The organism is Heterorhizobium halophytocola, assembly GCF_017873095.1.
In the GTDB taxonomy this organism is placed as follows: domain Bacteria; phylum Pseudomonadota; class Alphaproteobacteria; order Rhizobiales; family Rhizobiaceae; genus Allorhizobium; species Allorhizobium halophytocola.
Window position 1 is genome coordinate 36,707 of sequence record NZ_JAGGJU010000014.1, and the last position, 25,033, is coordinate 61,739.

The 25,033-nt window shown below is 61.5% G+C and carries 23 protein-coding genes; 12 read left to right on the forward strand and 11 right to left on the reverse strand.

Features of this window, described 5'->3' with window-relative positions:
- Window positions 1–5: 5 nt before the first annotated feature.
- Window positions 6–1,265 carry a polysaccharide biosynthesis/export family protein gene (locus J2Z17_RS21795; RefSeq protein WP_209948249.1) on the reverse strand — a complete coding sequence of 420 codons (1,260 nt, stop codon included), beginning with the start codon at window positions 1,263–1,265 and terminating at the stop codon, window positions 6–8.
- Between the two features lie 101 nt (window positions 1,266–1,366).
- Entirely contained in the window at window positions 1,367–2,047 is a 681-nt protein-coding gene (locus tag J2Z17_RS21800; protein WP_209948251.1) for a sugar transferase, read from the reverse strand.
- Between the two features lie 602 nt (window positions 2,048–2,649).
- Between J2Z17_RS21800 and J2Z17_RS21805 the strand changes: the two genes are divergently transcribed.
- The gene (locus J2Z17_RS21805; protein WP_245224279.1) at window positions 2,650–3,030 is read left to right on the forward strand and encodes an exopolysaccharide production repressor protein; all 381 of its coding nucleotides are present in this window, start codon (window positions 2,650–2,652) and stop codon (window positions 3,028–3,030) included.
- 83 nt (window positions 3,031–3,113) lie between these two features.
- Complete coding sequence (locus J2Z17_RS21810; protein ID WP_209948253.1) at window positions 3,114–4,112, forward strand: glycosyltransferase family 2 protein; 999 nt, start codon at window positions 3,114–3,116, stop codon at window positions 4,110–4,112.
- Here the strand turns inward: J2Z17_RS21810 and J2Z17_RS21815 are convergent.
- Complete coding sequence (locus tag J2Z17_RS21815; RefSeq protein WP_209948255.1) at window positions 4,103–5,044, reverse strand: polysaccharide pyruvyl transferase family protein; 942 nt, start codon at window positions 5,042–5,044, stop codon at window positions 4,103–4,105. The two genes, J2Z17_RS21810 and J2Z17_RS21815, sit on opposite strands and share 10 nt — an antisense overlap.
- Before the next feature lie 48 nt (window positions 5,045–5,092).
- A complete protein-coding gene (locus J2Z17_RS21820; RefSeq protein ID WP_209948257.1) occupies window positions 5,093–6,061 on the reverse strand; it encodes a glycosyltransferase family A protein in 969 nt (322 codons plus the stop codon).
- A gap of 726 nt (window positions 6,062–6,787) precedes the next feature.
- Between J2Z17_RS21820 and J2Z17_RS21825 the strand changes: the two genes are divergently transcribed.
- The 8 genes from J2Z17_RS21825 to J2Z17_RS21860 all read left to right on the forward strand — a co-directional run bounded on the left by J2Z17_RS21825 (window position 6,788) and on the right by J2Z17_RS21860 (window position 16,282).
- Window positions 6,788–7,945 (forward strand): acyltransferase family protein, encoded by a 1,158-nt coding sequence (locus J2Z17_RS21825; RefSeq protein WP_245224280.1) that lies wholly within the window; start codon window positions 6,788–6,790, stop codon window positions 7,943–7,945.
- 50 nt (window positions 7,946–7,995) lie between these two features.
- Window positions 7,996–8,742, forward strand: a complete 747-nt coding sequence (exoK, locus tag J2Z17_RS21830; RefSeq protein WP_209948515.1) for an endo-1,3-1,4-beta-glycanase ExoK — start codon at window positions 7,996–7,998, stop codon at window positions 8,740–8,742.
- 57 nt (window positions 8,743–8,799) lie between these two features.
- Window positions 8,800–9,987: a glycosyltransferase family protein gene (locus J2Z17_RS21835; RefSeq protein WP_209948259.1), complete on the forward strand. Its 1,188-nt coding sequence runs from the start codon at window positions 8,800–8,802 to the stop codon at window positions 9,985–9,987.
- 3 nt (window positions 9,988–9,990) lie between these two features.
- A complete protein-coding gene (locus J2Z17_RS21840; protein WP_209948261.1) occupies window positions 9,991–10,989 on the forward strand; it encodes a glycosyltransferase family 2 protein in 999 nt (332 codons plus the stop codon).
- Entirely contained in the window at window positions 10,986–11,918 is a 933-nt protein-coding gene (locus J2Z17_RS21845) for a glycosyltransferase family 2 protein (RefSeq protein WP_209948263.1), read from the forward strand. The genes J2Z17_RS21840 and J2Z17_RS21845 overlap by 4 nt, the downstream gene beginning before the upstream one ends.
- Complete coding sequence (locus tag J2Z17_RS21850) at window positions 11,915–12,913, forward strand: glycosyltransferase family 2 protein (RefSeq protein ID WP_209948266.1); 999 nt, start codon at window positions 11,915–11,917, stop codon at window positions 12,911–12,913. Before J2Z17_RS21845 ends, J2Z17_RS21850 begins: the two co-directional genes overlap by 4 nt.
- Window positions 12,910–13,815, forward strand: a complete 906-nt coding sequence (locus J2Z17_RS21855; RefSeq protein WP_209948268.1) for a UTP--glucose-1-phosphate uridylyltransferase — start codon at window positions 12,910–12,912, stop codon at window positions 13,813–13,815. The genes J2Z17_RS21850 and J2Z17_RS21855 overlap by 4 nt, the downstream gene beginning before the upstream one ends.
- A 73-nt stretch (window positions 13,816–13,888) precedes the next feature.
- Window positions 13,889–16,282 carry a Wzz/FepE/Etk N-terminal domain-containing protein gene (locus J2Z17_RS21860; RefSeq protein WP_209948270.1) on the forward strand — a complete coding sequence of 798 codons (2,394 nt, stop codon included), beginning with the start codon at window positions 13,889–13,891 and terminating at the stop codon, window positions 16,280–16,282.
- Between the two features lie 25 nt (window positions 16,283–16,307).
- Here the strand turns inward: J2Z17_RS21860 and J2Z17_RS21865 are convergent, their stop codons facing one another.
- The 4 genes from J2Z17_RS21865 to dctP form a co-directional block, all read right to left on the reverse strand.
- Window positions 16,308–16,757, reverse strand: coding sequence for a type II 3-dehydroquinate dehydratase (locus J2Z17_RS21865; RefSeq protein WP_209948272.1), 450 nt, complete (start codon window positions 16,755–16,757; stop codon window positions 16,308–16,310).
- 12 nt (window positions 16,758–16,769) lie between these two features.
- Complete coding sequence (locus J2Z17_RS21870; RefSeq protein ID WP_209948274.1) at window positions 16,770–18,071, reverse strand: TRAP transporter large permease; 1,302 nt, start codon at window positions 18,069–18,071, stop codon at window positions 16,770–16,772.
- The gene (locus J2Z17_RS21875) at window positions 18,068–18,583 is read right to left on the reverse strand and encodes a TRAP transporter small permease (protein WP_209948276.1); all 516 of its coding nucleotides are present in this window, start codon (window positions 18,581–18,583) and stop codon (window positions 18,068–18,070) included. The genes J2Z17_RS21870 and J2Z17_RS21875 overlap by 4 nt, the downstream gene beginning before the upstream one ends.
- A gap of 100 nt (window positions 18,584–18,683) precedes the next feature.
- On the reverse strand, window positions 18,684–19,670 hold the full coding sequence (gene dctP, locus J2Z17_RS21880; protein ID WP_209948278.1) for a TRAP transporter substrate-binding protein DctP: 987 nt from the start codon (window positions 19,668–19,670) through the stop codon (window positions 18,684–18,686).
- Window positions 19,671–19,885: 215 nt separating this feature from the next.
- Between dctP and J2Z17_RS21885 the strand changes: the two genes are divergently transcribed.
- Window positions 19,886–20,560, forward strand: coding sequence for a GntR family transcriptional regulator (locus J2Z17_RS21885; protein WP_209948280.1), 675 nt, complete (start codon window positions 19,886–19,888; stop codon window positions 20,558–20,560).
- A 30-nt stretch (window positions 20,561–20,590) separates the two neighbouring features.
- On the opposite strand, the gene J2Z17_RS21890 is transcribed toward J2Z17_RS21885, so the two are convergent.
- Both J2Z17_RS21890 and J2Z17_RS21895 read right to left on the reverse strand, forming a co-directional pair.
- The gene (locus J2Z17_RS21890) at window positions 20,591–22,480 is read right to left on the reverse strand and encodes a bifunctional sugar phosphate isomerase/epimerase/4-hydroxyphenylpyruvate dioxygenase family protein (RefSeq protein ID WP_209948282.1); all 1,890 of its coding nucleotides are present in this window, start codon (window positions 22,478–22,480) and stop codon (window positions 20,591–20,593) included.
- Window positions 22,480–23,373: a shikimate dehydrogenase gene (locus J2Z17_RS21895; RefSeq protein ID WP_209948284.1), complete on the reverse strand. Its 894-nt coding sequence runs from the start codon at window positions 23,371–23,373 to the stop codon at window positions 22,480–22,482. The genes J2Z17_RS21890 and J2Z17_RS21895 overlap by 1 nt, the downstream gene beginning before the upstream one ends.
- Window positions 23,374–23,596: 223 nt before the next feature.
- Between J2Z17_RS21895 and J2Z17_RS21900 the strand changes: the two genes are divergently transcribed.
- Window positions 23,597–24,235, forward strand: coding sequence for a TetR/AcrR family transcriptional regulator (locus J2Z17_RS21900; RefSeq protein WP_209948286.1), 639 nt, complete (start codon window positions 23,597–23,599; stop codon window positions 24,233–24,235).
- A gap of 9 nt (window positions 24,236–24,244) precedes the next feature.
- On the opposite strand, the gene J2Z17_RS21905 is transcribed toward J2Z17_RS21900, so the two are convergent.
- Window positions 24,245–25,030: a putative hydro-lyase gene (locus J2Z17_RS21905; protein WP_209948288.1), complete on the reverse strand. Its 786-nt coding sequence runs from the start codon at window positions 25,028–25,030 to the stop codon at window positions 24,245–24,247.
- Between the last annotated feature and the right edge of the window lie 3 nt (window positions 25,031–25,033).

The window sequence follows — 25,033 nt, forward strand, 5'->3', positions numbered from 1 at the left end:
CGCACTCACTCCATCAGCAACTGCGACATCACCTTGACCACGTCGCCCGGCTCGAGCTTGACGGTTTCATCGACGGGGATCTCCTTGGCGCCATCGCCGTCGTCGCGCACGATGGTGTACTTCACCGAGGTCGGCTTGCCGCTCGGGTCGAACTTGGCCGCTTCGGCCGACTGTGCCAGCGCCTCCGACATCAGCTGATGATTGGTCGAGAGCTCAAGCTCGATCTTCTCGATCTGCGCCTCGGTATCCTGAAGCTCCTTGGTTCTGTCGGCCTTCCAGTTGTTGCGCAGGGTGATCTCGTCCTGATCCGCCTGGCTGATGTCCTGTTTGGCCCTCAGCGTCGCGGTGTCGATGTCGAGCAGCGTCGACTCGACATTGGCGGAGCGCTCCGCGCTGGTCAGCTGCCGGCTGCTGGTCATCAGCCCCTTTTCCGTCAGGCGGTCGATACGCGCGCGATCTTCCTTGACGAGCTTCAGCTGCGACTGCTGGGTGGCTTCCTTCTGATTGAGCGACTGAACTTCGCTGTTCAGCAGTTCCTTCAGATCACCGAGCGCCTTCAGCCGCAGTTCGTAGCTTTCGCGCCGCGACTGCATCAAGGCCTGCTCGCTGGCGAGCAGCGTCTTGGCATTGGCGACCTTTTCAAGGCCGGGCGGTATCTTGATCTCGGTCTTGTCGTTGATTTCGGCCAGTAGACGGGCACGGCGGGCAAGAAGCCTTGCATATTCGGCCTGGTTGACGGCGGTGTCGCCGCTGGCATTGATGAAGTCGCGGGCAAAGCGCTGGCCGGCGTCGGCGCGTCGCAGGCCGCCTGCGAGGCTGACGGCTTTCAGCACCGTGAGATTGGGCGCAAAGGGGTATTGTCCCGGCGTCTGTATGTCGCCTGCCAGATAGATCGGCCCGAATTCGGCGACTTCGACGGATGCAGACGGGGTCGTGCGCAGCGCAAACTGGCTCTGCAGTCGCTCGCCGATCTCCTTCGAAATGTCGGAGGGTGACCGCCCGGCGGCCTTGATGTCACCGATGAAGGGCAGAAAGATCGTGCCCTCCGGTCCGATCGTGTAGTCGCCGGCAATGCCGTCCATGCTGTGGATGGTCCCGTCTGCCGGCTGCCATTCGGCAACCCGGATCTTGAGCTTGTCCATGACATCCAGCCGATAGCCGGCATCCTGCGCCAAGGCTGTCGCGGCGGTCAACACGGTCAGGCTCCCGGCAATCAGGCCGAAAGCGGCTTTCCGTCGCCAGCGGCGCGCGTGGTTCTTGTCCATTGGGTTTCTCGCTCTCTCACAAAACGGTTCGCGGGCGGAAAGCGCTGAAAAGCTTCCGCCCGCATAGATGCGTGGCCGCGGTGAATCCGAATATCGATTGCTCAGTAGCTGCCGCGGGAAAGGCAGACGGCGGGGACCGTCTTCGCGATAATCAGGATGTCTTGAACGAAGGACCAGTTCTGCACGTAATGCGTATCGAAGGCGATGCGGTTCTCGTAGGACACGTCGTTGCGCCCGCTGATCTGCCACAGGCCGGTGAGGCCGGGACGGGTCTGCAGGTAGAACACGGCCTGATGGTCGTAGAGACCGAGTTCTTCATCGACTACCGGACGGGGGCCGACGACGCTCATGTCGCCTTTGAGGATGTTGATGAGCTGCGGCAGTTCATCAAGGCTCAGCTTGCGCAGAACGCTACCGACAACGGTGACGCGGGGATCGTTGCGCAGCTTGCGTGTCGTGCGCCATTCTTCCGCGGCCTGCGGATCCGACTCGATGTGCCGGCGCAGGACCTCATCGCCATTCGGCGTCATGGTGCGGAACTTCAGGCAGTGGAAATAGCGCCCGTTGTGGCCGATGCGACGATGGCCATAAAAGGTCGATCCTCCGTCCGAGAACTTCACCAAGACCATGATCAACAGCAGCAGCGGGCTGAACACAATCAGCGCCACAAGTGCGGCGGTGATGTCGAAGGTGCGTTTTGCGAGGCCTCCCGTAGGATTGATGATGTAAGCCTCGCCGGTATTGAGGAACGGCGATCCAGCCGAGCGTGTCGCTGACTTCATAGAGGAAACTCCATTTATGCTGCGATGGGGTCGGTACCCATAAGGCGCGTCGTGAGACAGAATGAGATAATAAGTCTGTGTCGGGAATTGGGTAAATCAGCGGGTTTTTGAGGTTATCGTGCCTGCGCTGCCGATCATGTCGCGGTCTGGTTCATTAGCAAATCGTTAAAATAAGAACAATCCTGACGCGAATGGAATATAGGTTGAACGTTTTCGTTTAATTTCGCTGTCTCTTATTAACAGATTGCAGTAGTATGAAGTCATGGGGCCCTGTCGTCCTTTCCTGCCATGCGAGCTGTCTTTGACAGTTTGCAAGTTCGCACAACGGGCATATCTTGAAGGTGGTTCCGAGTAGGCGGAAATTGTGCGCTGCAATACATTGCTGCAATGCAGCTACGGAGACGGTTTCGACCGCGTATTTGTTAACAAAAGTTGATTAAAAACGTCCGGAGGGAGGCGAAAAAAATTGCGATGCAACCGCACGGAAGGTGATTGTGGCGGAAGTGTGCTCATTAATGGACCGAATAGCGGCGTGAATGTCGAAAAATGAGTCGAGCTTACGAAAGTTTCATGCTTTACGTGCAAGGAAGGTCTCAAGAAACTTGTACGACAGCCCCTGTTTTTATATGGTCTTTCCGGGATCGAAGGAGCGGAGCCGTCGTATTGCCAAAGCAGGCAGGGAGGACCGATTGATGTATGCACCTCGCGTTTTCGTGAGCATGGCAGGTGCCCTTTTAGCGATTTGGGTAGCGCTCTCCTGGGTAACGGGTTCGTTCGTCACGGCCCTGTGGCAGACCGTCCTTTGCGCGGTCATCCTGCAGGTCGGTTATTTCATCGGCATCCTTTATCTCGTGCGCCGCGAACATCAGAAGCGCCAGAGCGAAGACCACGGCATGGTTGCCGCACACCGGGTCGGGGAGGCCAGGCGGACGGACGATCGTCTTGCCGAGGCGCCGTCGAACCTGAAGGCCACCGAACTTTAAGCTCCGTTTTTCGTCGTCATCATATCTCCGTCAAGTTTCTGGGCTCAACTACTTCAGGTTTAGTCCAGCACAGGATGGGTGACATGAACGATGCCGCGCGCGTCTGCGTAATCATCGCCGCGAAGAATGCCGCAAGCACGATCGATGTCGCGATCCGCTCGGCCCTCAAGGAACCGGTGGTCGGCGAGGTTGTCGTGATCGACGACGGTTCGAGCGACGACACGGCGGGCGTGGCGCGGAGGGCAGACGACGGATCCGGCAGGCTCCAGATCATCTCTCTTGCCGAAAATCGTGGCCCGGCGGCGGCACGCAACCGAGCGATCGAGGCCTCCAGGTCACCGCTGATCGCGATCCTGGATGCCGACGACTTCTTCTTTCCGGGACGCTTCACCCCCATGCTGGCAGAGTCCGGCTGGGACTTCATCGCCGACAATATCGCCTTCACCGGCAAGGCGACGGACGTTGACGAGCCGGTGCATTTCCAGCCGCGGGCGCGGGCGATTTCAACCGTGGAATTTCTCGAAGGCAATATTTCCAAGCCCGGCGTGCGGCGAGGCGAGATCGGCTTTCTGAAGCCGGTGATGCGGCGCGATTTTCTCGACGAGCACGGTATCCGTTACAATGAAAGCCTACGGCTGGGCGAGGATTACGACCTGTATCTGAGGGCCCTGATCAAGGGCGCCCGGTACAAGGTCATCGAGCATTGCGGCTATGGCGCCGTGGTGCGTGCGGATTCCCTGAGCGGGCAGCACCGGACCGAAGACCTGTATCGTCTCTGCGAGGCAGATCGCGCAATCCTTCAGGGCACCGATCTGCCCCCTGATATCGCCGCCCTGCTGCGCCGCCACGAGCGGCATATCCGCGACCGCTATGCCCTGCGGGCTTTCCTCGATACGAAGAAACAGCAGGGGGCGGGTGCGGCGATCGTGCATCTGCTGCAGCGGCCCGGCGCCTTTTCGGCGGTTGCGGGCGGCATCTTCCGCGACAAGACGCAGGCGATGCGCCGCGCCCGCGCGGTCGAGCCGGCGCCCCTTACGGGCCTGCGCTATCTCTTGCCGGGCGTACCGGTCTCTCAGAAATAATCCTTGCGGATCCCCTCGAGAACCCCGTGAAAGCGGCCGCGCAAGTCTTCCAGCACGCCGTCGGGGCTAAGTTGCGGGGTCGCACGGCTCGCCTGCCAGAGGGCCAGCACCGAGGGCGTCGCGAGGAACTGCTTTGCCAGGCCGCGAACGCCGGTCTGCGCCGGTTGCGGCCGCGTCATGACCTCGCCGGCATCGCCCGGCATCGCGGGATCGGCGGCCTTGTCGCTGTCGAATTTCACACCCCAGAACCGGGAGCCCTTGGCGATCGCCTCGGCGCGGGTGGAGACCGGAATCTGATGCGGCCTGTAGCGCGCCTTGACGCTGGAGGCCCAGTCATTCCACTTGAAATCATTGATCGAGCGGGACGTGGAGACCGCGATCCAGGGCACCCGGAAGGCATCCGCCAGAATTGCGCCATGCATGGATTCGGCAATCACCAGTTCAGACTGGGCGATGTGCGCGATCACCGATCTCGCTTCGCCACGCGGGTCCAGATAGGTGAGGCCAGCGGGTTCGCAGACCGATTTCCACATGCCGAATTCGGCCGATTCCCAATGGGGAATGAAGGTCTTCTGATGCCGTTTCGGCAGGTTCTGGAATTCCGGCATCTCGCTGATCATCACCGCCGGATCGACGATGCCCATGGTCGACGGCAGGCCCAGACGTTCCGCCGTCATAGGCCCGCGGACGCAACGTACATCCCATTCGGCGGCATTGCCGATCTCGGGCGGCGCGCCGTAGCCATATCCGCTGCCGATCACCAGCTTGCGCATGCCCGTCGGCAGAAGCACGGGATTGAGAACCGTCCCCACGCCGACCAGCATGGTCTCTTCGTGGACCTCGCGAAAGCCGGGCAACAGAAAGTCCCAGAGCCAGAGGTTGAGGTCGTCGCCGAAATTGCCGTGATGAGACGCCCAGTGATATGGCTTCATTCCACCCTCCTTGGGGTTTTCAAAAATTGATGTGAGCGTGCCGGGGCTCTAGGATTGGCGGCGTGACAGCTTGTCGGTTCCCAGCTGCAGGACAGTGCGCAGGATCGCCGGATCGCGCCACGCCCACCGTGCCAGCAGGCCGAGATCGGGGGCCTGGCGCTGCCGCACGCGCCCGACCTGGCTCCACAAGGCCTGGCGCCGCGCCGTGTTCTTGTAGGACGTGATGGAGGCGATGTCGTTCGGTCGCCGGGCGAACCGGCCTTCGAGCGTGTCCAGCGCAACCCAGGTGTTGAACTGCTGGCGCAGGAATTGCGGAGAGCGGTTGTCGATGCTGTGGAAGATGTTGATGCCCTTGCCGCGCATCGCACCCGGCGCGTCGCAGAGCAGCGTCCGCTTGGCGGCCATGATGCAGTCGCAGAAGAATAGCACGTCTTCGGCGGCCAGTCGCAAGGCCGCGTCGAAGCGCACCTTTTCGAAAATGCTGCGTCCGATCACCATGCAGGAGAGATGCAGGAAGCTCCAGTTCTTCAGCATCACGCCTGCCAGTTCCGGCACCTCGATCACCAGCGGTGCATCGCTCAGCTGGGTGAAGGTTTCCGTTTCCTTCAGCTTGGCAACGCCGAAATGGTAGTAGAACTCTTCGCTGGCCTGCATCGATGCCCAATAGCAGTCGCCGCCGAAGCGGCTCATGCTGTCATGGGCGTTCTGCAGGTGATGCGGTATCCAGAGATCGTCCGAATCCAGAAAGGCGACATACCGGGTCGAGCTCGGCACATTGTCGAGGCCGGTATTGCGCGCTCCACCCGGTCCGGCATTGGGCTGCCCGATCACGGTGATTCGCGCTCGCCTCTCGTCATCGAGTGTCGAAAGCGCTTCTTTGGCCGGGAGAGGTGACTGATCGTCGACGATGACGATGTCGAAATCCTGATAGGTCTGGTCGAAAACGGAGTTGAGCGCGCGGTCGAGGATGCCGGGCTCTTTCTGATAAAATGGAATTACAACTGTAAATGTTGCCATTATTGCCCCTGCTTTCATCTAAAGGATCACTGGCCACATGGAGCCGTGGCCACCGCTTGCCAGGCAGTCCTGCTTATCTTTTCGGATTTCTCCAGCAACAGAATCGTGACGCGGCTCCGAGCCATGGGGCGGAGCGCTCTATCAAAGACAGTCACATTCAGGCTGAAATTTGTCACGGCGCGGATTCTTGCCCGACTTTTCGCTCAAAGCGGGTTCAATGCCGTAGCTGTGACTTGCGATTGTACGGTCACCTCGCGGTCATCGGCTGCGGCTCTGATCTCTACCCTGCGCGCGCGCGACTGTCTCGCAGTCCTCGATGCAAGAGTTGCGGCAAGTGAAGCAGCAAAGCAGAGGCGATGCGCATGCTGCCGTTCTTTCGCCGCATTCTCGACACGGCTATCCGCGTGGTCGCCGTAATTCCCCTAAGACTTTAAGGATCAAGTTCGGCGCATCGGGCCGGCTTTCTGGATTGCAGAGCTTGGATACCGACTATTTTGCATCGCAGCAAAACGCCCGATTGGTTGATCTAATCGATTGATTTGAATGATCTTATTAGGTGTACCTGGCGGTTGAACGCGACGCGCCGTCTGTAACTTGCGGCTGCTTTTTTGCTGCGCCGCCACATTTTGCCCGAAACTAGCACGGACTCTAAGCAGTGCGCGGGCACACGTCTGCTCTGATTGAAATCGCGGCGCTGCGGGGCGCCGACAAACAGGGGTGACTCCGTTGAGTGTCGATCAGAACATCTCCACTCGCATCAACCTGATGCGCATTTTCCTGATCTCGGGCATCGTCTTCGTCCATGTGCCGTTCGATCCGGCGACAAGCGCCTATGCCGGCGGCCAGGGGGCGTTCGACTGGTTTCGCGTGCTTCTGGGCGACAGCTTCTTTCGCATCGGCGTGCCTTGTCTGAGCGCGATCTCCGGCTATCTGCTGTTCCGGCGCGGCTCCGAGGCGTTCGATTATCCCAAGACGGTGCGCACCAAGGTCGAGACGCTGCTGGCACCTTTTCTCATCTGGAATATCGGGCTCTTCGTCTTCGTCGCGCTCATTCAGTCGCAGGGCGCCGGGATCGGGTTCTTTCCGGATCTCTGGCATGCCTCGTTTCGCCAACTGACCAGCTATCTGTTCTCGCTCGAGGAATTTCCGATCGATCTGCCGCTTTATTTCCTGCGCGATCTGTTCGTCTGCATCCTGCTGTCGCCGATCCTGGCATTTCTCGTGCGTCGGGCACCGGTGGTGACATGTGTGCTGCTGTTCGGGCTCGCCATTCTGCCGGGCGTCACGATCGGTCTGGTGCTGAAAAAGTCGATCCTTTTCAGCTTCACTTTCGGTATCGCGCTGGCGCTCTACAAGGTCGACGTAAAGGCGCTGGACCGGCATGCCGTTCTGGGGGCCGCGCTGACGGTGCTGGCGGCGACATTGCTGTCCGTCGGGCTTTATCTGACCGGGCCGGACTATCCCTATCTGCTTGACCTTGCTCGCAACACGCTGTCCATCGTTGGTGCCCTCGGCTTCTGGCTGCTGTCGGCTCTGGCAACGCCGACGGCGCTGGGGCAGCGCCTCGCCAATACCGGAAGCCTCAGCTTCTGGATCTTCTGCGGCCATTATCCGCTGCTGCTGATGCTCTGGATGACATGGCGCCGGTTCATGGATAACGACGCCTACCCGGTCTTCTACTTCGGTGCGATCGTCCTCACTTTTTTCATCCTCGTGGTGTCGAACACGCTGATCTCGCGCTATCTGCCCTCGCTCTACCAGGTGATGACGGGGAGCCGCGGCCGCAAGTCCCGCAGTTCCTCCGAAGGCCAGTCGATGCGGTCCCATACGCATCCGGGCACGCAGTGGCACACCCATAAATCAGCAGTAAAGGTGAACCGATGACGGAAATTGCACGCTATCGCCGTCTCCATGTCCACGTCGCTGCTGGGATCATGTTCGCGGTTTCAATCGGCGGCAGCCCGGCCTTCGCCCAGCAGGGCGCGACGGGCAAGTCCTTCGTCGACAACTTCGACACGCTGGACAAGTCCTTCTGGTACATTTCCGACGGCTGGAACAACGGCGATCACCAGAACTGCACCTGGTCGAAGGGCGAGGTGCATCAGGCAGACGGCTCTCTCGAACTCGGCTTCGAAAAGAAGAAGCTGGGGGCGCGGGACTATGCCTGCGGAGAAATCCAGACAAAGGCCCGCTTTGGCTACGGCACCTACGAGATCCGCATGCAGGCGGCGACCGGATCGGGCCTGAACTCGGCCTTCTTCAGCTATATCGGCGAGACGGACAACAAGCCGCATGACGAGATCGACTTCGAAGTGCTTGGCAAGAATACGGACGAAGTGCAGCTGAACCAGTATGTTTCCGGAACGGGCGGCAATGAAAAGCTGGTCGCGGTCGCCGGCGGCGCCGACAAGAGCTACCACGACTATGCCTTCATCTGGGCGGCCGACCGGATCCGCTATTTCATCGACGGCAAGCTCGTCCACGAGGTGACAGACACATCCAAGATCCCCTCCAACGCGCAGAAAATTTTCATGAGCCTCTGGGGTACGGATACCCTTTCCAGCTGGATGGGCCCTTTTGCCTATGAAGCTCCGATCTCCATGAAGATCGACCGCGTGGCGTTCACGGCCCCCGGCGAAGACTGCCAATTTCCCGATTCAGTGCTTTGCACACTCGATTGATAGATGTCCGGTCGGCCGATGCGGCTGCCGGGTGCACAAGGATTTCGACAGTTGACGATGCACATTCTTTATTTGGCACATGATCTGGCCGACGCCGCCATCCGGCGGCGCGTGCTGATGCTGACCACGGGTGGCGCCAAGGTCACCGTCGCCGGTTTCCAGCGGGCTGAAAACCTGCTGGCCGGCGACCCCGCGGTCTGCTCGATCACGCTCGGGCGGACGGCCGATGCGCGCTTTCTCCAGCGCATGGGCGCCGTCGCCTCCACGGCGTTCTCGCTCAAGGCGAAGTTGCAGGGTGTCGCCAAGCCGGACGTCATTATCGCCCGCAATCTGGAGATGCTGGCGCTTGCCGGCCGCGCGGCGCGCCTGTTCGGGGGTGATATTCCGATTGTCTACGAATCGCTCGACATTCACCGGCTGCTGCTCGACGAGGGCATGACAGGGCGGATGTTCCGGTCCGTCGAAGGCTATTTCGGCCGCAATGCCCGGCTGCTGGTCACCAGTTCGCCGGCCTTTGTCGAAAGCTACTTTGCCAGGCGTTCCCAGCTCGATCTGCCGACACTGTTGCTGGAAAACAAGGTGCTCGATCTCGACGGCGCGGTAGCGCCCGTGCGGCCGGCTTCCCCCAAGCCCGGCGAACCCTGGCGGATCGGCTGGTTCGGGGCTATCCGCTGCCGCAAGTCGCTGGCCATCCTGAGCGAGTTTGCCCGGGAGATGAACGGCAGCGTCGAAATCGTTCTGCGCGGCAGACCGGCGACCAGCGAATTCGACGCTTTCGAACGCCAGGTGGCGGACGCACCCTTTGTCGAATTCCACGGCGCCTACAGATATCCCGAGGATCTCTCCTCCATCTATTCGCAGGTCCAGTTCGTCTGGGCGATCGACTACTTCGAGGAAGGCCTGAACTCCAACTGGCTGTTGCCGAACCGGCTTTACGAAGGGTCGCTGCACGGTGCGGTGCCCATCGCGCTGAAATCGACGGAAACGGGCCGCTTTCTGGACAGTCGCAGGATCGGATTGACTTTGGACGACGGGAGCCCGGCAGCACTGGTTCGGCAGTTCGAGACGATGACCGACGAGCGCCATGGCCGACTGCAGGCAGACCTCGCCGCCGTCGATCGCTCCACCTGGGTCGCCGGTCCGGAGGATTGCCGGGCGCTCGTTGCAAGGCTGGCCAATCTGCAAACGCGGCTTTCCGGGGCGCGGGCGCCCGTCAGTTCGCCGGCAATCGGGACGGGGAGATAAACCATGCGCGACAGCGGGTTCAAGATCATGAAGACACTGATCGTCATTCCCTGCCTGAACGAGGCTGCGCATATTGAGGCGCTGGTCCGCCAACTGGCGGCAAATCGCGGCACGCTCGACATGCTGATCGTGGTTGCCGACGGCGGCAGCAGCGACGGCACGGTCGAGATCGTCGAGCGGCTGAAGGGCGAGATCACCGGTCTCGAGCTTCTTTCCAATCCGAAGCGGCTGCAGGCGCCGGCCATCAATCTTGCCGTGGAGACCTACGGTGCCGACAGGCATTTTCTCATCCGCATCGATGCGCATGGCGATTATCCGGAGGATTATTGCCGGGTGCTGCTCGAGGAGGCGATCGAGACGGGTGCCGAGTCGGTCGTGGTGGGAATGAAGACGGTGGGCTCGGCACTGTTTCAGCGGGCGGCCGCGGTCGCGCAGAATTCCAAGCTCGGCAATGGCGGCTCCAAGCACCGCGATGGCGGTGGCGGCCACTGGGTCGATCATGCCCATCACGCGCTGATGCGGATCGACGCCTTCCGTGCGGTTGGCGGCTATGACGAGACATTCAGTCACAACGAGGATGCCGAACTCGACCACCGCCTGCGGTTTGCCGGTTTCCGGCTCTGGATGACCGGCCGCACCTACATGATTTACTATCCACGAAGGACGGCGCCGGCGCTGTTCCGGCAATATCTGGGCTATGGTCGCGGCCGGGCCCGCAATCTGCTCAAGCACAGGGTGCTGCCCAAGGTGCGCCAGGCGATCCCGCTTGCCGTCGTGCCGGTCTGCATCGCCGTGCTGCTTTCCTTCGTCCACTGGATCTTCGCCGTGCCCTTCCTGCTCTGGGCGGGACTTTGTCTTGCCTATGGCGTCTGGATCGCGATCAGCGAGCGCAATTCCTACGGTCTGTTGGCAGGTGTTGCGGCGATGATCATGCATTTTGCCTGGTCTGCGGGCTTCTGGGCCGAATTCCTCAGCCTCAAGCGACGGAGGTCCGCTGCATGACGGCACCTGTTCTTGGAACCACCCGGATCGATATCGGGATCTGCACCTTCCAGCGGCCGGCCCTGCGCGACACGCTGATGTCGCTCTTTGCCCTGACCGTGCCGCCGGACGTCGCCGTCCGGCTGATCGTCGCCGACAATGATGCGCAACCGAGCGCCCGGGATCTGGTCGAAGAACTGCATCATCAGTCGCCTTTCCCGATCAGCTATGTCCATTGCCCGAAGGCCAATATCTCGATTGCCCGCAATGCCTGCCTCACGGAAGCGACCGGTGATTTCCTCGCCTTCATCGATGACGACGAAATGGCATCGCCCGGCTGGCTGGTCGAGCTTTACGGCGTCGCCCTTCAGACCGATGCGGACGCCGTGCTCGGTCCGGTCCAGGCCGTCTACGGAGAGGCCTCGCCGCCGTGGATGCGCAAGGGGGACTTCCATTCCACCCTGCCGGTCTGGGTCAACGGGGTGATCCGCACCGGCTATACCTGCAATGTGCTGCTCGACATGCGCTCCCGGCGCATCATCGGACGGCGCTTCGACCTGGCGCTCGGCCAGAGCGGTGGCGAGGACACGCAATTCTTCAGTGCGCTGACGGAAGCGGGCGGCGAAATCGCCTTTGCCCCGCGCGCCCTGATCGAGGAGCCGGTGCCGGCCAGGCGCTCGAGTTTCGACTGGCTGGCTAAGCGGCGGTTCCGCTCCGGGCAGACCCATGGCCGCATCCTGGCCCTCAAGCACAGCGGCGCAGCGCGCCTGTCGCAGTCGGCACTGGCGGTCACCAAGCTTGGCGTCTGCGCGCTGATGACCGTCGCTACCGCCTTTTCGCCGATCGTGCGCAACCGTTACGCCCTGCGCGCCGCCCTGCATGCCGGCGCCGTGACGGGCCTGCTAGGATTTCGTGAAATCCGCCAATACGGCGTTGCGGAGGCTTCATGAGCGAAAGTCTTCACCGTCCGGATGTCAGTTTCGTCATTGCCGCCTACAATGCGCAGGACACGCTTGCGCGCGCGATCGACAGCGCGCTTGCGCAGACCGGCGTCACCGTCGAAGTGCTGGTGATCGATGATTGTTCGACCGATACCACGGTCGAGATCGCCGAGAGCTATGCAGGCCAGCCCGTAACGCTGATCCGTCAGGGGCAGAACGGGGGACCGGGCGCGGCGCGCAATGCCGGGATCGCTGCGGCCTGCGGAGACTGGATCGCCGTGCTCGATGCGGACGACGCGGTGCGCCCCGAACGCATGCGCCGGATGCTGGCCTGCGCGAAAGCCACTGAGGCGCAGATCGTGGTCGACAATCTCGATGTCGTGCCGATGCATGGCGGCCTGCCGCAACGCATGTTCCGCGAAGACGATCTGCATAAGCTCGCAATCCTGACGCTTGCGGATTTCATCCAGTCGAACATCATTTTTCGCTCGACCTTCAACTACGGCTACATGAAGCCGGTCTTTTCGCGCCGGTTTCTGGTGCGGGAAGATCTGCGCTTCGACGAGAGCCTGAAGATCGGCGAGGACTACATGCTGCTGGCCAGCGCGCTGGCCAGCGGGGGAACCTGCGCCGTCGAACCGCATTCCGGCTATATCTACCATATCCGGGAAGGCTCGATTTCGCGGGTTCTGGAGCGGCATCATGTGGATGCCATGCTGTCGTCGGACAGCCTGTTTCTCCAAAGGTTCGCGCTGGGCGGTCAAGCCCTGATCGCCCAGCGCCAGCGGACGCGGAGCCTTTTCGAGGCCCGTTCCTTCCTCACGCTCGTTGAGGAAATCAAGAAGAGGTCGATCGGCGGGGTGTTGAAGACTGCGGCTCAAAATCCCAGAGCCCTCAGGCATCTGCAAATGCCGATCGCCGCACGCATGCGCCGGTTCATGAACAGAACCGGTGACAATCCAGTCGAACGGGGCAAGGCCCTTCAGAAAGGACGGAGTTCATGACGAAGTTTCAGCCAGTGCGCAAAGCGGTCATTCCGGTTGCCGGTAACGGGACACGGTTCCTGCCCGCCACCAAGTCGATGCCCAAGGAAATGCTGACGATCGTCGATCGTCCTGTCGTCCAGTATGCGGTCGATGAGGCCATGGCCGCCGGCATCGAGCACATCATCTTCGTCACCAGCCGTAACAAGACGGCGATCGAGGACTATTTCGATACGACGCCGGACCTCACCTCGTCGCTGACGCGGGCCGGCAAGACCGCCCAGGTCGACCTGCTGGAGAAGATGCTGCCGATCGCCGGCACCGTCAGCTATACGCGCCAGCAGTCGCCGCTGGGCCTCGGTCATGCCGTCTGGTGCGCGCGTGAGCTGGTGGGCAACGAGCCCTTCGCGCTGCTGCTGCCGGACATGGTGTCGTTCGGCCCGCAGGGCTGCATGGCCGGCCTGATGGACCTTTATGACGAGGTCGGCGGCAATGTGATCGCAGTGGAGGAGTGCGCGCCCCACGAAACCTCGAGCTACGGCATTGTCGGCATCGGCAACAAGGTGGAGCACGGATTCGAAGTCTCCGATATGGTCGAAAAGCCGGATCCGGCCGTCGCACCGTCGAACTATTACCTGAATGGCCGCTATATCCTGCAGCCCGAGATCTTCGGCCTTCTGGCGTCGCAGGAGCGTGGTGCCGGCAACGAGATCCAGCTCACCGACAGCATGCAGCGTCTTGCCGAGCAGCAGGCATTTCACGCTCATCCCTATGGTGGACGCACCTTCGATTGCGGCAGCAAGCGCGGGTTCATCGAGGCCAATGTCGCCTTTGCCATGCTGCGGGCCGAACTGGGCGAGGACCTCGCCCAGTCGATTCAGGACCTGGTCGCGGGCCATCAGCAAGCGGTGCGGGCTGCTTGAGAACGTGTTCGAATCTACGATCTGCAGGCGCCATCCGGCGCCTGCATGCTGAAATCCCGGAGGCGGATTGATAATGGACCAGGTAACATTCCGATCGAGGCCGATACTGCGGATGGATCGCCAAGACAACGACAGCTTTATCGATCTGGACAAATTGTGGAGCGCCTTCATCCGGCGCATCTCCGTTATCGTGTCCTTCGTCATCGTCGCGATCGTGCTGGCCGGGCTTTATCTGTTTACCGCCCAGCCGGTCTACACGGCGATGACGCAACTCCTGCTCGACGAGAATGTCTCGCGTTTCGTCGATGACAAGAACAGTTCGGAATCGGCCCAGCAGACGGACAACCGCATATCCAGCGCCGTCGAGATCCTGAAGTCGAAATCGCTGGCTCTGCGTGTCGTCGAGGATGCGAAGCTCGATCAGAACGAGATGTTCGTCAATCCGCCGAAGTCGACGACCGGCCTGATCAAGGATGGCATCAAGAGCCTCATCGCCGTACTGACGCCGGCCCCCGAGCCGCCGTCGGAATCGGCCATCAAGGCGGGGCGCCGCGAAAAGGCCGCCGCGATCCTGCAGCAATCGCTCTCGGTCGATCGTGTCGGACGCAGTTCGGTGATTGCCGTGTCGATTCGCTCGCCTGATCGGCAGCTGGCGGCGACGATCGCCAGAACCTATGCGAACTCCTATCTGGACGAACAGGTCAGCGCCGATTTCAAGGCTACCGAACGGGCCTCGGACTGGCTGCAGGGACGTCTGACCGACCTGAACACGCGCTCGCAAAAGGCAGCCCTTGCCGTTGAGGAATACAAGAAGAGCCATGGACTGGTTTCCTCGCGCGGCGAATTGCTGTCCTCTCAGCAGCTGGCGGATCTCAACAGCCAGCTGATCGTGGCCCAGGCCGACACCGCGCAGGCGGCAGCGCGTTACCAGCAGTACAAGGCGATCATCGACAAGGGCGCGGACGCGGCGGTCAACAATGCTGTCGTCTCCTCGCGCGACACCGACAACTCGATCCTGCAGGATCTGAGAAAGCGCTATATCGGCATTCATGACCGGGAGCAGGGGATCATCGAGCAGTTCGGGGCGGACCATCCCCAGGCCGTCGCCTTGAAGGCGCAGAAGCACGACATCGCGCGGCAGATCTATAACGAGTTGCAGCAACTGACCGAAAGCTTCCGCAACGATTACGAAGTCGCGACGTCGCGCGAGACCTCGCTGAAGAAGAGTATCGATCAGGTCGCCGGACGGAATTCGGATGCCAATGTGTCCATGGTCGAACTCTCAGAACTGGAGCAGAAGGCCGACGCGCTGAAGACCCTCTATCAGAGCTTCCTGTCGCGGTTCGAGCAGTCGGCCCAGCAGGAATCCTTCGCCATTCCGAAGGCGCGGATCATCTCGGAAGCGGGCACGCCGTCTTCGCCGTCCAGCCCGCGCAAGACATTGACGCTGGCGCTGTCGATCATTCTGGGCGGTATCGTCGGATGCGGTGCGGCGGCGTTTCTCGAATTCAACGACAGGTCTTTCCGAACCGGCCACGACGTGCGCAACAAGCTCGGCCTGCGCTTCCTCGGTTATCTGCCCTTGATCGGAAAGGGCAGTCTCTCGCCGAAGGGGGAAGCCGCTGGCGACAAGGCGACCGAAGGGGCGAGTGACGAGAAGGACCCGATGTTCTTCCGCCAGCTGATGCGGCTGGCGATCGATGCGCCACGCTCACCCTATACGGAAGTGTTGCGAAATGCCCGGATTGCATCGGATATCGCGCTGAAGGGGCGCAAATGCCGCGTGATCGGCGTGGTGTCGTGCCTGCCGGGAGAAGGCAGCACGATGGTTGCGGCCAATCTCGCCGGCCAGTTCGCGATGAGCGGCCAGCGCACGCTGGTGCTCGACGGCAATCTGCACGAGCCTTCGCTCAGCAAGCTTTTGGCGCGCAAGCCGCAGGCCGGGCTGGTGGAGGTCCTGCGGGAAGGCATCGACTGGACCAAGGTCGTCTGGGCCGATCGCCGCTCCAAGCTTGCGATCATGCCGATCGCCTCCGCGGACAGTTCCCTGATGCAGGCCAGCGACATCTTCTCGTCGCCGGCCATGGCGCAGCTGGTCGAAAAGTTGCGCGACATGTTCGAGGTGATCGTGATCGATCTGCCGCCGCTGGTTCCGGTGTCCGATGCCAAGGCACTGGAGCCGCAGATCGACGGTTTCGTCTTCGTCACCGAATGGGGCGTGACCCCGATCAAGGTGGTGGAGAACGTGCTGACAGGCGAGCCGCAGATCGCCGACAAGGCGATCGGCGCGATCCTGAACAAGACGGATATGGACCAGCTCAATCGCTATTCCGATCCCGATGCGCCCGAGCGGTTCCGCGAGAAATACAAGGCCTATTACGATCCGGCCTATGCCCATGGGCCGGGGCTTTTGCTGGAAAAGCACGAGGCTGCGGCGGATGAGACCCCACCTTCCGCCAAGGCCTGATCGAAAGGGCCGGAGGGGTGACGTCCTAGCGACGCCCCTCCGCAATCAGCCGTTCGATCGCCTGCACGGCGACCGGATAGCCGAGTGCTCCAAGGCCCGCCATCACCGTCGTTGCGGTCATCGAGACATAGGAGCGATGATAGATCGGTTCGCGGCGATGGATGTTGGAGATGTGATACTCGATGATCGGCCCGGCAAACATCTTCAGCGCGTCCAGCAATGCCATCGAGGTGAAGGTGAAGGCTGCGGGATTGACGATGATGCCGGCACCTTCGTCGATCGCCTCATGCACCAGGTCGATCAGTCTTTCCTCGCTGTTGGTCTGGTGAAAGACGACCGGCCGGTCGCCGGCGGCCGTCCGGCACATCGCCTCGACCTCGGCCAGTGTCGTCGTGCCGTAGATCTCCGGCTCGCGCTTGCCGAGCCGGTTGAGGTTCGGCCCGTTGAGGATGTAGAGCGGTTTTTTGTCGGTCATGATGGAAATGCCTCAGCCCTGATATCCGAACATGCGCGGTAGCCACAGGACGAGATCCGGCAAGAAGGTGATGATGATCAGCGAAACGATCAGCCAGAGGATGAAGGGTGTCGCGTCCTTGACGATCGCCCGCATCGGAGCGCCGGATATCTTGGCAACGATGAACAGCAGAAGGCCATAAGGCGGGGTTACCAGGCCGAGCATGATATTGACCACGACGACCACGCCGAAATGCACCATGTCGATGCCGAGCGCCTGCGCCGTCGGAATGAAGACCGGCACGATGATCAGCAGGATCGCGGTGCCTTCAAGCACGCAGCCGAGAAGCAGCAGGATGAGGTTGACGAAGATCAGGAAGCCGGTCGGCGACAGATCCCAGCCCATCATCACCTGGCGCAGCGAATCGGGAATGTTTTCCAGCGTCACCACATAGTTGAACACCAGCGAGCCGGCGATCAGCATGCCGATCGAGGTGGTGGTCTTGGCGCTTTTCGCCAGACCGTCATAGAAGGCCTGCGCGGAAATGCTGCGATAGATGAAGGTGGACACCAGCAGCGCATAGCCCGCGGCAATGGCGGCGGCCTCGGTTGGCGTGGTGATGCCGCTATAGATACAGCCGAGCAGGATGACCGGCATCATCAGGGCCGGAAGGGCCCGCCAGGTGATCTTCGGCACTTCGCGCAGCGGAACGGCAGGCTCTACGGGAAAATTGCGCCTGCGTGCGGTGACCATGACCTGGACGGTCAGAAGGGCTGCCATTAAGAGGCCTGGGATCATCCCGGCGAGGAAGAGATAGCCGATCGATGCATCGGAGACGAGCGCATAGACGACCATCGGGATGGATGGCGGAATGATCGGGCCGATGACCGAGGTCACCGCGGTCAGGGCGGCGGCGAAGCTCGGGGTATAGCGGCCATTGCGGGTCATCATCGACTGCATCAGGCCGCCGGTGCCGGCGGCATCGGCGATGGCGGAGCCGGACATGCCGGCAAAGATGATCGACTGCACGACGTTGACCATTGCAAGCCCGCCGCGGAAGCGGCCGACAAGCAGGTTGCAGAAGCTCAGCAGTCTCTCGGTCATCGAGCCGATATTCATGAACTCGGCGGCCAGCACGAAGAGCGGCACGGCGAGGATCACGTAATTGGAATACATGCCGTTCAGGAACTGTTCGGCGACGGTGCCGAGGTCGAGACCCATCATCCAGAGATAGAGGATGGAGCCGACCATCATCGACAGCCCGATAGGCATGCCGAGAAGGGCGAGCGCCGTGATCAGCGTGACGGCGAGGGAGAAGGGGCTTGCAAGGTTCATTCCAGCGGCTCTGTCGATGCGCGGTCCGGCTCTTCAGCCTCGCCGCCGCGGATCGCCTGGATGCCCAGCCAGAGATAGCGCACGATCATGGCCGCGGCGAAAACCACGTAGATTGAATAGAGATAGTCGAAGCGGATCTTCATGTAGGCGGTGCTTTCGACCTTCATGAAGGACACATATTCGACCACGGCGGGAAAGGAGATGCCGAAGAAGACGACAAGCGCGATCGAGGTCAGGATCTGCATGACGCGCCGCGTACGGCTGCCGGCCGATGCCCAGAACAGGTCGAAGCGGATTTCGTCGACTTCGCGGATCACGAAGGCGGAGCCAAACAGCACGATCCAGATCCACAGCACGACGCTCAGCTCATTGGTCCAGCCGACGGCGAGATTGAGCGCGTAGCGGAAGACGATCTGCAGTATGAAGGCAATGAACATGGCAAGCAGCATGAATGCCAGGATGTTCTCCGCCCGCCGTCTCAGCCAGTCGGCAGCGGCATGCCACTTTCCCATTTCAAGATTCCTCCACTTGGCATGAAGCGTGGGGCAGGGCCGTGCTTGCGCCGGCCCGCCCGTATTCGCTGCGGGTCCCTTGTGCCGGGACCCTTTCGCCTCAGATTGCCGCGACCTTTTCCAGAACGCCTTCCGGCCAGGACTTGGCAAGATCGGAGTTCAGATACTTGTCCTGCGCATATTTGCGGAAGGCGGCGATATCCGGCTCGTAGATCTCGAGGCCGTCCTTCTTGAACTCCTCGATGAGCGCCTTTTCGCCGGCCAGGTGCTGTTCCTGGCTCCAGGTCATGGCCTTGTCGGCAGAGGCCTGGAAAGCCTTCTGCTGATCTTCGTCCATGTCCTTCCAGACCTTGCTCGAAATGGTGAGCAGGTCATAGCCGACGAGATGCGAGGTCATGACGATCTGCGACATCACTTCGTAGAACTTCATGTTCTTGACGTTCGGCAGCGGATTGTCCTGGCCGTCGATCGCACCCGTCTGCAGGCCGGTATAGACCTCGGCATAGGCCATCGGCACGGGGTTGGCGCCAAGCGATTCACCGAGGAACTGCCAGGCATCACCACCCGGCATGCGCAGCTTGATACCGGCCATGTCTGCAGGGGTGTTGATCTTCTTGTTGGGCTTCAGACCCACCTGGCGGGCGCCGAAATAGGTCGGCCCGAGAATGTGGATGCCGAGCTTGTCTTCGGCCATCTGCTTGAATTCCTGGCCGACATCGCTGGCGAAGAACTTGGTCAGGTGGTCAGCGTCGCGGAACAGGTAGGCCGATGTCAGGACCGACCATTCCGGGATCTGCTTGGAGACGTCCTGCGGAGCGATGTTGCCCATCTGCAGATTGCCGCGCTGGAGCGCGACAAGTTCGGTTCCCTGCTTGAACAGCGTGCCGCCGTAATAGGGCTGCAGGGTGAAATTGTCGGCAATATCGGCCTGGAACATCTGGAGCATCTTGGCGCGAATGTCCTGCTCGGAGAACACGGCCGAGAATTTCAGTACGGGCTTGTCTGCGGCAAAGACAGGTGCCGCGCTCAGGGCGGTTGCCGCCAGCGTCGCCCCCATGAAGTGACGCCGGGTCAGATCGAATGTCATATTGTATTCCTCCTCTAGTGCCGGCCGTCACTCAGTGAGCCGGCCCTCCCGTCAATTCGGCAATCCTCTCATTGCCGATCATCAATATTGTACGAAATGGTTCGTTTAAGTCAATCGCCCCTCGAATCTTTCTGTCGATAATAGTGGACGTTTTCGCTTTTGTCATGTGAACTGTGTTATCTCGTATAAATCAAGAGGCAAGTTGGAAGGGCGCAATGGCAGTCAGGGACGGCAACACAGCTGAAACCGCCGGAGATCAAGCGTCGCGACGCATACGCGCCGACATCATCTCCGGTACGCTGCGGCCGGGATCGAAGCTGAAGCTGGACGAAGCCCGCAGGCGCTACGATGTCAGCGTTTCGACGCTGCGCGAGATCCTGAGCGGACTTGCCGCGGAGCGCCTGATCGTCGCCGAGGGGCAGCGCGGCTTCACCGTAAGTCCGGCCACAAAGGCGGAGCTGCTGGAACTGGCCGAACTGAGGATCCTGCTCGAATGCCACGCCATCCCCCAGTCCTTCGCCGCCGGTGATCTCGACTGGGAGGCGCAGGTGGTGGCGGCGCACTACAAGTTGTCGTCCGCCGAACGGGCCTTGCTGGAGGGTCGGGAAAAGCGCTCGCTCGACTGGGTGCGTTTCGACTGGGAGTTTCATCACGCCCTTGTCGGGGCCTGTCGGTCGACCAGCCTGATGACCATGCTGAATTCGATCTTCGACCGGTTCCTTCGCTATCATCTTCTCGCCGAAAGCTTCCGTGGCGAGGCGGTGGTCGGTGAGCACCAGACGCTGTTCGAGTTTGCGATGAAGCGCGACGCGCCGGCAACCGTCGACCTGATCCGCAACCACGTGATGCGCGGGGCCGACCAGGTGATCCAGAGTGGTCTCTTCAGTTGAGGCGGATGGCACCCCGCCGCATCCCTGTCGTCAGATTTTCGGCATGCCATCGGGGCGCATGAGCTTTTTCAGCGCGGCGATGCGGAAGATGGCGTTTGGCGCGCCATAGCCCTTGTAGGCCCGCCGTTCGACGATCTCGAAGAAGAAGCCTTCACCATAGGTCTCGCTGTAGAGCTGGAAATATTCGCCATGCTCGTCGCGGTCATAGAGAATGTTTTCCTGCTTCAGCCGGTCCGTCAGCTCGGGATCGAGCCCGAAGCGGGCCTCCACGTCTCCATAGTAATTGGGCGAGATCTGCAGCTTGCGAAAGCCGTTCCTTGCCAGCGCCTGCGAGGTCGCGAAGATGTCGTCGGTCTCGAAGGCGAGGTGCTGCACGCTGGAGCCAAGCTTTTCCGCAATGAAATGGCCGGCCAGCGTGCGCCGGTTCTCGGCGCCGTTCAGGGTGATGCGAAGGCTGCCCTGGCCGTTTTCGATCACCTGGCTGCGCACGACACCGCCGGGATCGATGATGTCGACCATCGGGGTCTTCTGGGTTTCGAAGATCGACGTGTAGAACAGCAGCCATGTCAGCATCTCGTCATAGCTGACGGTCTGGGCGATATGGTCGATCCGGGTCAGCCCGGCAGCCTCGATTTGCGCGTCCGGCTCGACGGGCAGGAAATCGATTTCCGAGAAGCGTCCGAGATCGGTCTTGTCGTCGATCAGATAGACGATTCCGCCGCCGACGCCGCGAATGGCTGGAAGTTCGAGCTCGCCTTCCTGCACCGGCTGGGTGAAGGGCACGGCATTGAGCGCCTCGGCGCGGGCAAGCGCCTGTTTTGCGTCGTCGACGATCAGCGCCACGGCATAGGCCGAGGTTCCGTGGACGGCATAGGAGCCGCTGGCGAAACCGCCTTCGTCCGTGTTGACCAGCAGCCGGATATCGCCTTGGCTATAGACGCTGACCGCCTTGCTGCGATGGACGGCCGTCTTGACGAATCCGAGCGAGCGCAGGATGCCGATCAGGCCGGCGGCGTCGCCGTCGTCGGTGGCAAATTCGACGAAACCGACATCGCGGATTTTCGCCCGTGGCGGCATGGTCGGCAGGGTCAGGCGGGTGGTGGGCGAACGGCGGCGTATCTGGTCGCCGAGATAGATCAACGAGCGATGCCCGTCGGCGGCGATCTCCCGGGTGGAGCCGCCGCGGAACTGATCGTTGAAGATCTCCAGCGACAGGTAGCCGTCATAGCCTGTGTCGGCGATGGCGGCGGTGAAATCTGCCACCGGCAGGTCGCCTTCGCCTGGCATGTTGCGGAAATGGCGGGACCAGTAGAGCAGGTCCATGTCGATCAACGGTGCGTCGGCGAGCTGGACGATGAAGATCTTGTCCTTCGGGATAGAACGGATCGAGTTGATGTCGATCTTGCGCGACAGCGTGTGGAAGCTGTCGAGGATCAATCCGATATTGGGATGGTCGGCGCGGCGCACCACCTCCCAGGCATCGCGATGGTCGAAGATGTGTCGCCCCCAGGCAAGGGCTTCATAGCCGACTTTCAGGCCGCGTTTTGCAGCCCGTTCACCGAGTTCGCGAAAGTCGTCGGCGAGCCGGTCGATGCCGCCGAGCGCCACGCCGGACACATTGGAGCAGACCAGCAGCAGATCGGCGCCCAGTTCCTGCATGACGTCGAACTTGCGCTCGGCCCGATCGAAGGTACGGCTGCGATGCGGCTCGGGCATGCCTTCGAAATCGCGAAACGGCTGGAACAGCGTGATTTCCAGGCCGAGATCCCGGACCATGCGGCCGACATCACGGGGACTGCCGTCGAAGGCGAGGAAGTCATTCTCGAAAATCTCGACGCCGTCATAGCCGGCTTTGGCGATCGCTTCGAGTTTCTCGGGCAGTTCGCCGCTGATCGACACCGTGGCGATCGAGGTCTTCATCACGCAGCTCCCTTTTCGCCGGTCTCGCCGACTTCGCCCGCGGTCATACGGCTGAAATGTGCCCGCATCCGGTCGGCGTCAGGCGTGAGGCCGGTAAACAGCTGGAAGGCGCGGACGGCCTGGAACACCGCCATGCCGCCGCCATTGACGGTACGACAGCCGAGCTTGCGGGCGACCCGCAGCAATTCGGTCTCGAGCGGAAAGTAGACGATCTCGGCAATCCACAGATCGGGTCGCAGCAAGGCGGCGTCCAGGGGGAGGCCCGGGTGTTTGGCCATGCCCGTCGGTGTCGCGTGCACGAGGCCGGTCGCGGCGGCAATTGCGCCGGCCGTGTCTGCTCCAGCCGTCACGGCCGCTTCCGGAAACAGCGGTGCCATGCTGTCGGCAAGGGTCCGGGCGCGGACCGGGTCCTGGTCGACGATCGTCAATCTACCGGCACCGAGCTTGAGCATGGCGAATGCCGTCGCCGACCCGGCGCCGCCGGCCCCGAGCTGGACCACGGAGGTGAGGTCCGCGTCGGGCAGGGCGCGCCTGAAACCTTCGGCAAAGCCCCACCAGTCGGTATTGTGGCCGTGCCGCTTGCCGTCCTGAAGCACGACGGTATTGACAGCCCCGAGCTTCAGCGCCTCGTCGGACAGGCTGTCGAGGAGCGGCATGATCTGCTGCTTGCAGGGATAGGTTATGTTGAGCCCGCCCAGTCCGCGCTGTTCGGCCTGTTCCAGGAGAGCCGCCAGGCGGTCGGCGCCGCCATCGATCAGGGCGAGATCAATCAGCTCGTAATCATAGGACAGGCCCTGGGCCGCACCTTCCGCCATATGCATGGCGGGGGTCAGCGAAGCCTGGATTCCCTGCCCGATCAGGCCGGCACGAAAGGTCTTGTCTGTGGTATCCATAGCATGAGGCTGATAGCCTGAAGACGCCGAAAACCCGCGTTCCTCCATGGCCTTTGCCATTCCTCCGTCGCATATTCGGTTGGCATCAGAATAATGTACGAACTAGTTCGTGTCAATATTTGGAGCACCAATTGGTTGATAGAACGATCCTTTCTGATCTAAGTACCGTTGATGTACGGTACGGCGCGACTGGAGCGCAGCCCAAGGGAGATCCAAGCCGACGATGCCGAACCAACCGCGAGCTGCGCGCAAGAACAATCCTGAAAAGACCAGAGAAGACATTCTGACCGTCGCGACGGAGGAATTCGCGTCTCATGGACTGTCGGGCGGACGCGTCGATGCGATCGCGGAGCGGACCCGCACTTCAAAGCGGATGATCTATTATTATTTCGGCTCGAAAGAGGGGCTCTATCTGGCGGTGCTGGAAAAGGCCTATCGGGAAATCCGCTCGCTGGAGGCCGATCTCGAACTCTCCGGCATGGCGCCGGAGGCGGCACTCCGCACGCTGATCTCGACCACTTTCGACCATGACGAATCCCATCCGGACTTCGTCCGCCTCGTGTCGGTCGAAAATGTCCATCAGGCTGCCCATATGCAGCGCTCGACCGAGATCAGCGAACTCAACATCTCGATCATCGAGACTTTGTCGGACATCCTGCAGCGCGGTCAGGCAGAAGAGGTCTTCCGCCGGGATGTCGACCCGATCGACCTGCACATGATGATCAGCGCCTTCTGCTTCTTCCGCGTCTCCAACCGCTACACCTTCGGCACGATCTTCCAGCGCGACCTGTCGGCACCGGAATTCTACGATCGGCACAAGCAGATGATTTCAGACGCGGTGATCAGCTACCTCAAGGCCTGAGGGAAGCACCTATCCGAGCGAAGCGTTGAGAATATCCGTCACCAGCATGTGTCCCGGCGCATGGGTGATGCAGAAATCGGGCCGGATGCGGGCGACGGCTGCTTGGGGGGTGACGCCGCAGGCCCAGAAAACCGGGATCTCTCCGGGATGGACGGTGACGGCATCCCCGTAATCCGGCTTGCCGAGATCGGAAATGCCGATCGCCGCGGGATCGCCCACATGTACCGGCGCACCATGGACTGCGCTCAGCCGCGAGGTGATTTCCACGGCGCGGATGGCATCGGCCGGCTTCATCGGTCGCATCGACACCACCAGTGGTCCGGCGAACCGGCCGGCCGGGGTCGTTTCGATCGTGGTCCGGTACATGGGCACATTGCGTCCCTCCTCGATGTGGCGAACCGGCAGTCTGGCCGCCAGCAGCGCTTCCTCGAAGGAAAACGAGCAGCCGATCAGGAAGGAGACCAGATCGTCGCGCCAGATGGCCGCCACATCGCTCGGTTCGTCCTTCAATTCGCCGCGCTCCCAGACCCGGTAGCGGGGAATGTCGGTACGGATATCGACATCGGCGCCGAGCGACGCCAGCAGCGGATCGCCGATCTCGGAGACTGCGATCAGCGGGCAGGGCTTCGGATTGCGCTGGCAAAACAGCAGAAAGTCATAGGCGATTGCGCGCGGCAGGATGGCGAGGTTCGCCTGCACGAAGCCCGGAGCGAGGTTCGCCGTAGGCCCGCTCAACCGACCTTCGCGCGCGTCGAGACGCACCGCGTGCGCGGCGGTTTTAGTCTTCATCATCATCCG

What these genes read in the sequence shown, in the direction of transcription:
- J2Z17_RS21795 (WP_209948249.1), bottom strand. Translation starts at nt 1,265, where the DNA reads ATGGACAAGAACCACGCGCGCCGCTGGCGACGGAAAGCCGCTTTCGGC.
- J2Z17_RS21800 (WP_209948251.1), bottom strand. Translation starts at nt 2,047, where the DNA reads ATGAAGTCAGCGACACGCTCGGCTGGATCGCCGTTCCTCAATACCGGC.
- J2Z17_RS21810 (WP_209948253.1), top strand. Translation starts at nt 3,114, where the DNA reads ATGAACGATGCCGCGCGCGTCTGCGTAATCATCGCCGCGAAGAATGCC.
- J2Z17_RS21815 (WP_209948255.1), bottom strand. Translation starts at nt 5,044, where the DNA reads ATGAAGCCATATCACTGGGCGTCTCATCACGGCAATTTCGGCGACGAC.
- J2Z17_RS21820 (WP_209948257.1), bottom strand. Translation starts at nt 6,061, where the DNA reads ATGGCAACATTTACAGTTGTAATTCCATTTTATCAGAAAGAGCCCGGC.
- exoK (WP_209948515.1), top strand. Translation starts at nt 7,996, where the DNA reads ATGTTCGCGGTTTCAATCGGCGGCAGCCCGGCCTTCGCCCAGCAGGGC.
- J2Z17_RS21835 (WP_209948259.1), top strand. Translation starts at nt 8,800, where the DNA reads ATGCACATTCTTTATTTGGCACATGATCTGGCCGACGCCGCCATCCGG.
- J2Z17_RS21840 (WP_209948261.1), top strand. Translation starts at nt 9,991, where the DNA reads ATGCGCGACAGCGGGTTCAAGATCATGAAGACACTGATCGTCATTCCC.
- J2Z17_RS21845 (WP_209948263.1), top strand. Translation starts at nt 10,986, where the DNA reads ATGACGGCACCTGTTCTTGGAACCACCCGGATCGATATCGGGATCTGC.
- J2Z17_RS21850 (WP_209948266.1), top strand. Translation starts at nt 11,915, where the DNA reads ATGAGCGAAAGTCTTCACCGTCCGGATGTCAGTTTCGTCATTGCCGCC.
- J2Z17_RS21855 (WP_209948268.1), top strand. Translation starts at nt 12,910, where the DNA reads ATGACGAAGTTTCAGCCAGTGCGCAAAGCGGTCATTCCGGTTGCCGGT.
- J2Z17_RS21860 (WP_209948270.1), top strand. Translation starts at nt 13,889, where the DNA reads ATGGACCAGGTAACATTCCGATCGAGGCCGATACTGCGGATGGATCGC.
- J2Z17_RS21865 (WP_209948272.1), bottom strand. Translation starts at nt 16,757, where the DNA reads ATGACCGACAAAAAACCGCTCTACATCCTCAACGGGCCGAACCTCAAC.
- J2Z17_RS21870 (WP_209948274.1), bottom strand. Translation starts at nt 18,071, where the DNA reads ATGAACCTTGCAAGCCCCTTCTCCCTCGCCGTCACGCTGATCACGGCG.
- J2Z17_RS21875 (WP_209948276.1), bottom strand. Translation starts at nt 18,583, where the DNA reads ATGGGAAAGTGGCATGCCGCTGCCGACTGGCTGAGACGGCGGGCGGAG.
- dctP (WP_209948278.1), bottom strand. Translation starts at nt 19,670, where the DNA reads ATGACATTCGATCTGACCCGGCGTCACTTCATGGGGGCGACGCTGGCG.
- J2Z17_RS21885 (WP_209948280.1), top strand. Translation starts at nt 19,886, where the DNA reads ATGGCAGTCAGGGACGGCAACACAGCTGAAACCGCCGGAGATCAAGCG.
- J2Z17_RS21890 (WP_209948282.1), bottom strand. Translation starts at nt 22,480, where the DNA reads ATGAAGACCTCGATCGCCACGGTGTCGATCAGCGGCGAACTGCCCGAG.
- J2Z17_RS21895 (WP_209948284.1), bottom strand. Translation starts at nt 23,373, where the DNA reads ATGGATACCACAGACAAGACCTTTCGTGCCGGCCTGATCGGGCAGGGA.
- J2Z17_RS21900 (WP_209948286.1), top strand. Translation starts at nt 23,597, where the DNA reads ATGCCGAACCAACCGCGAGCTGCGCGCAAGAACAATCCTGAAAAGACC.
- J2Z17_RS21905 (WP_209948288.1), bottom strand. Translation starts at nt 25,030, where the DNA reads ATGATGATGAAGACTAAAACCGCCGCGCACGCGGTGCGTCTCGACGCG.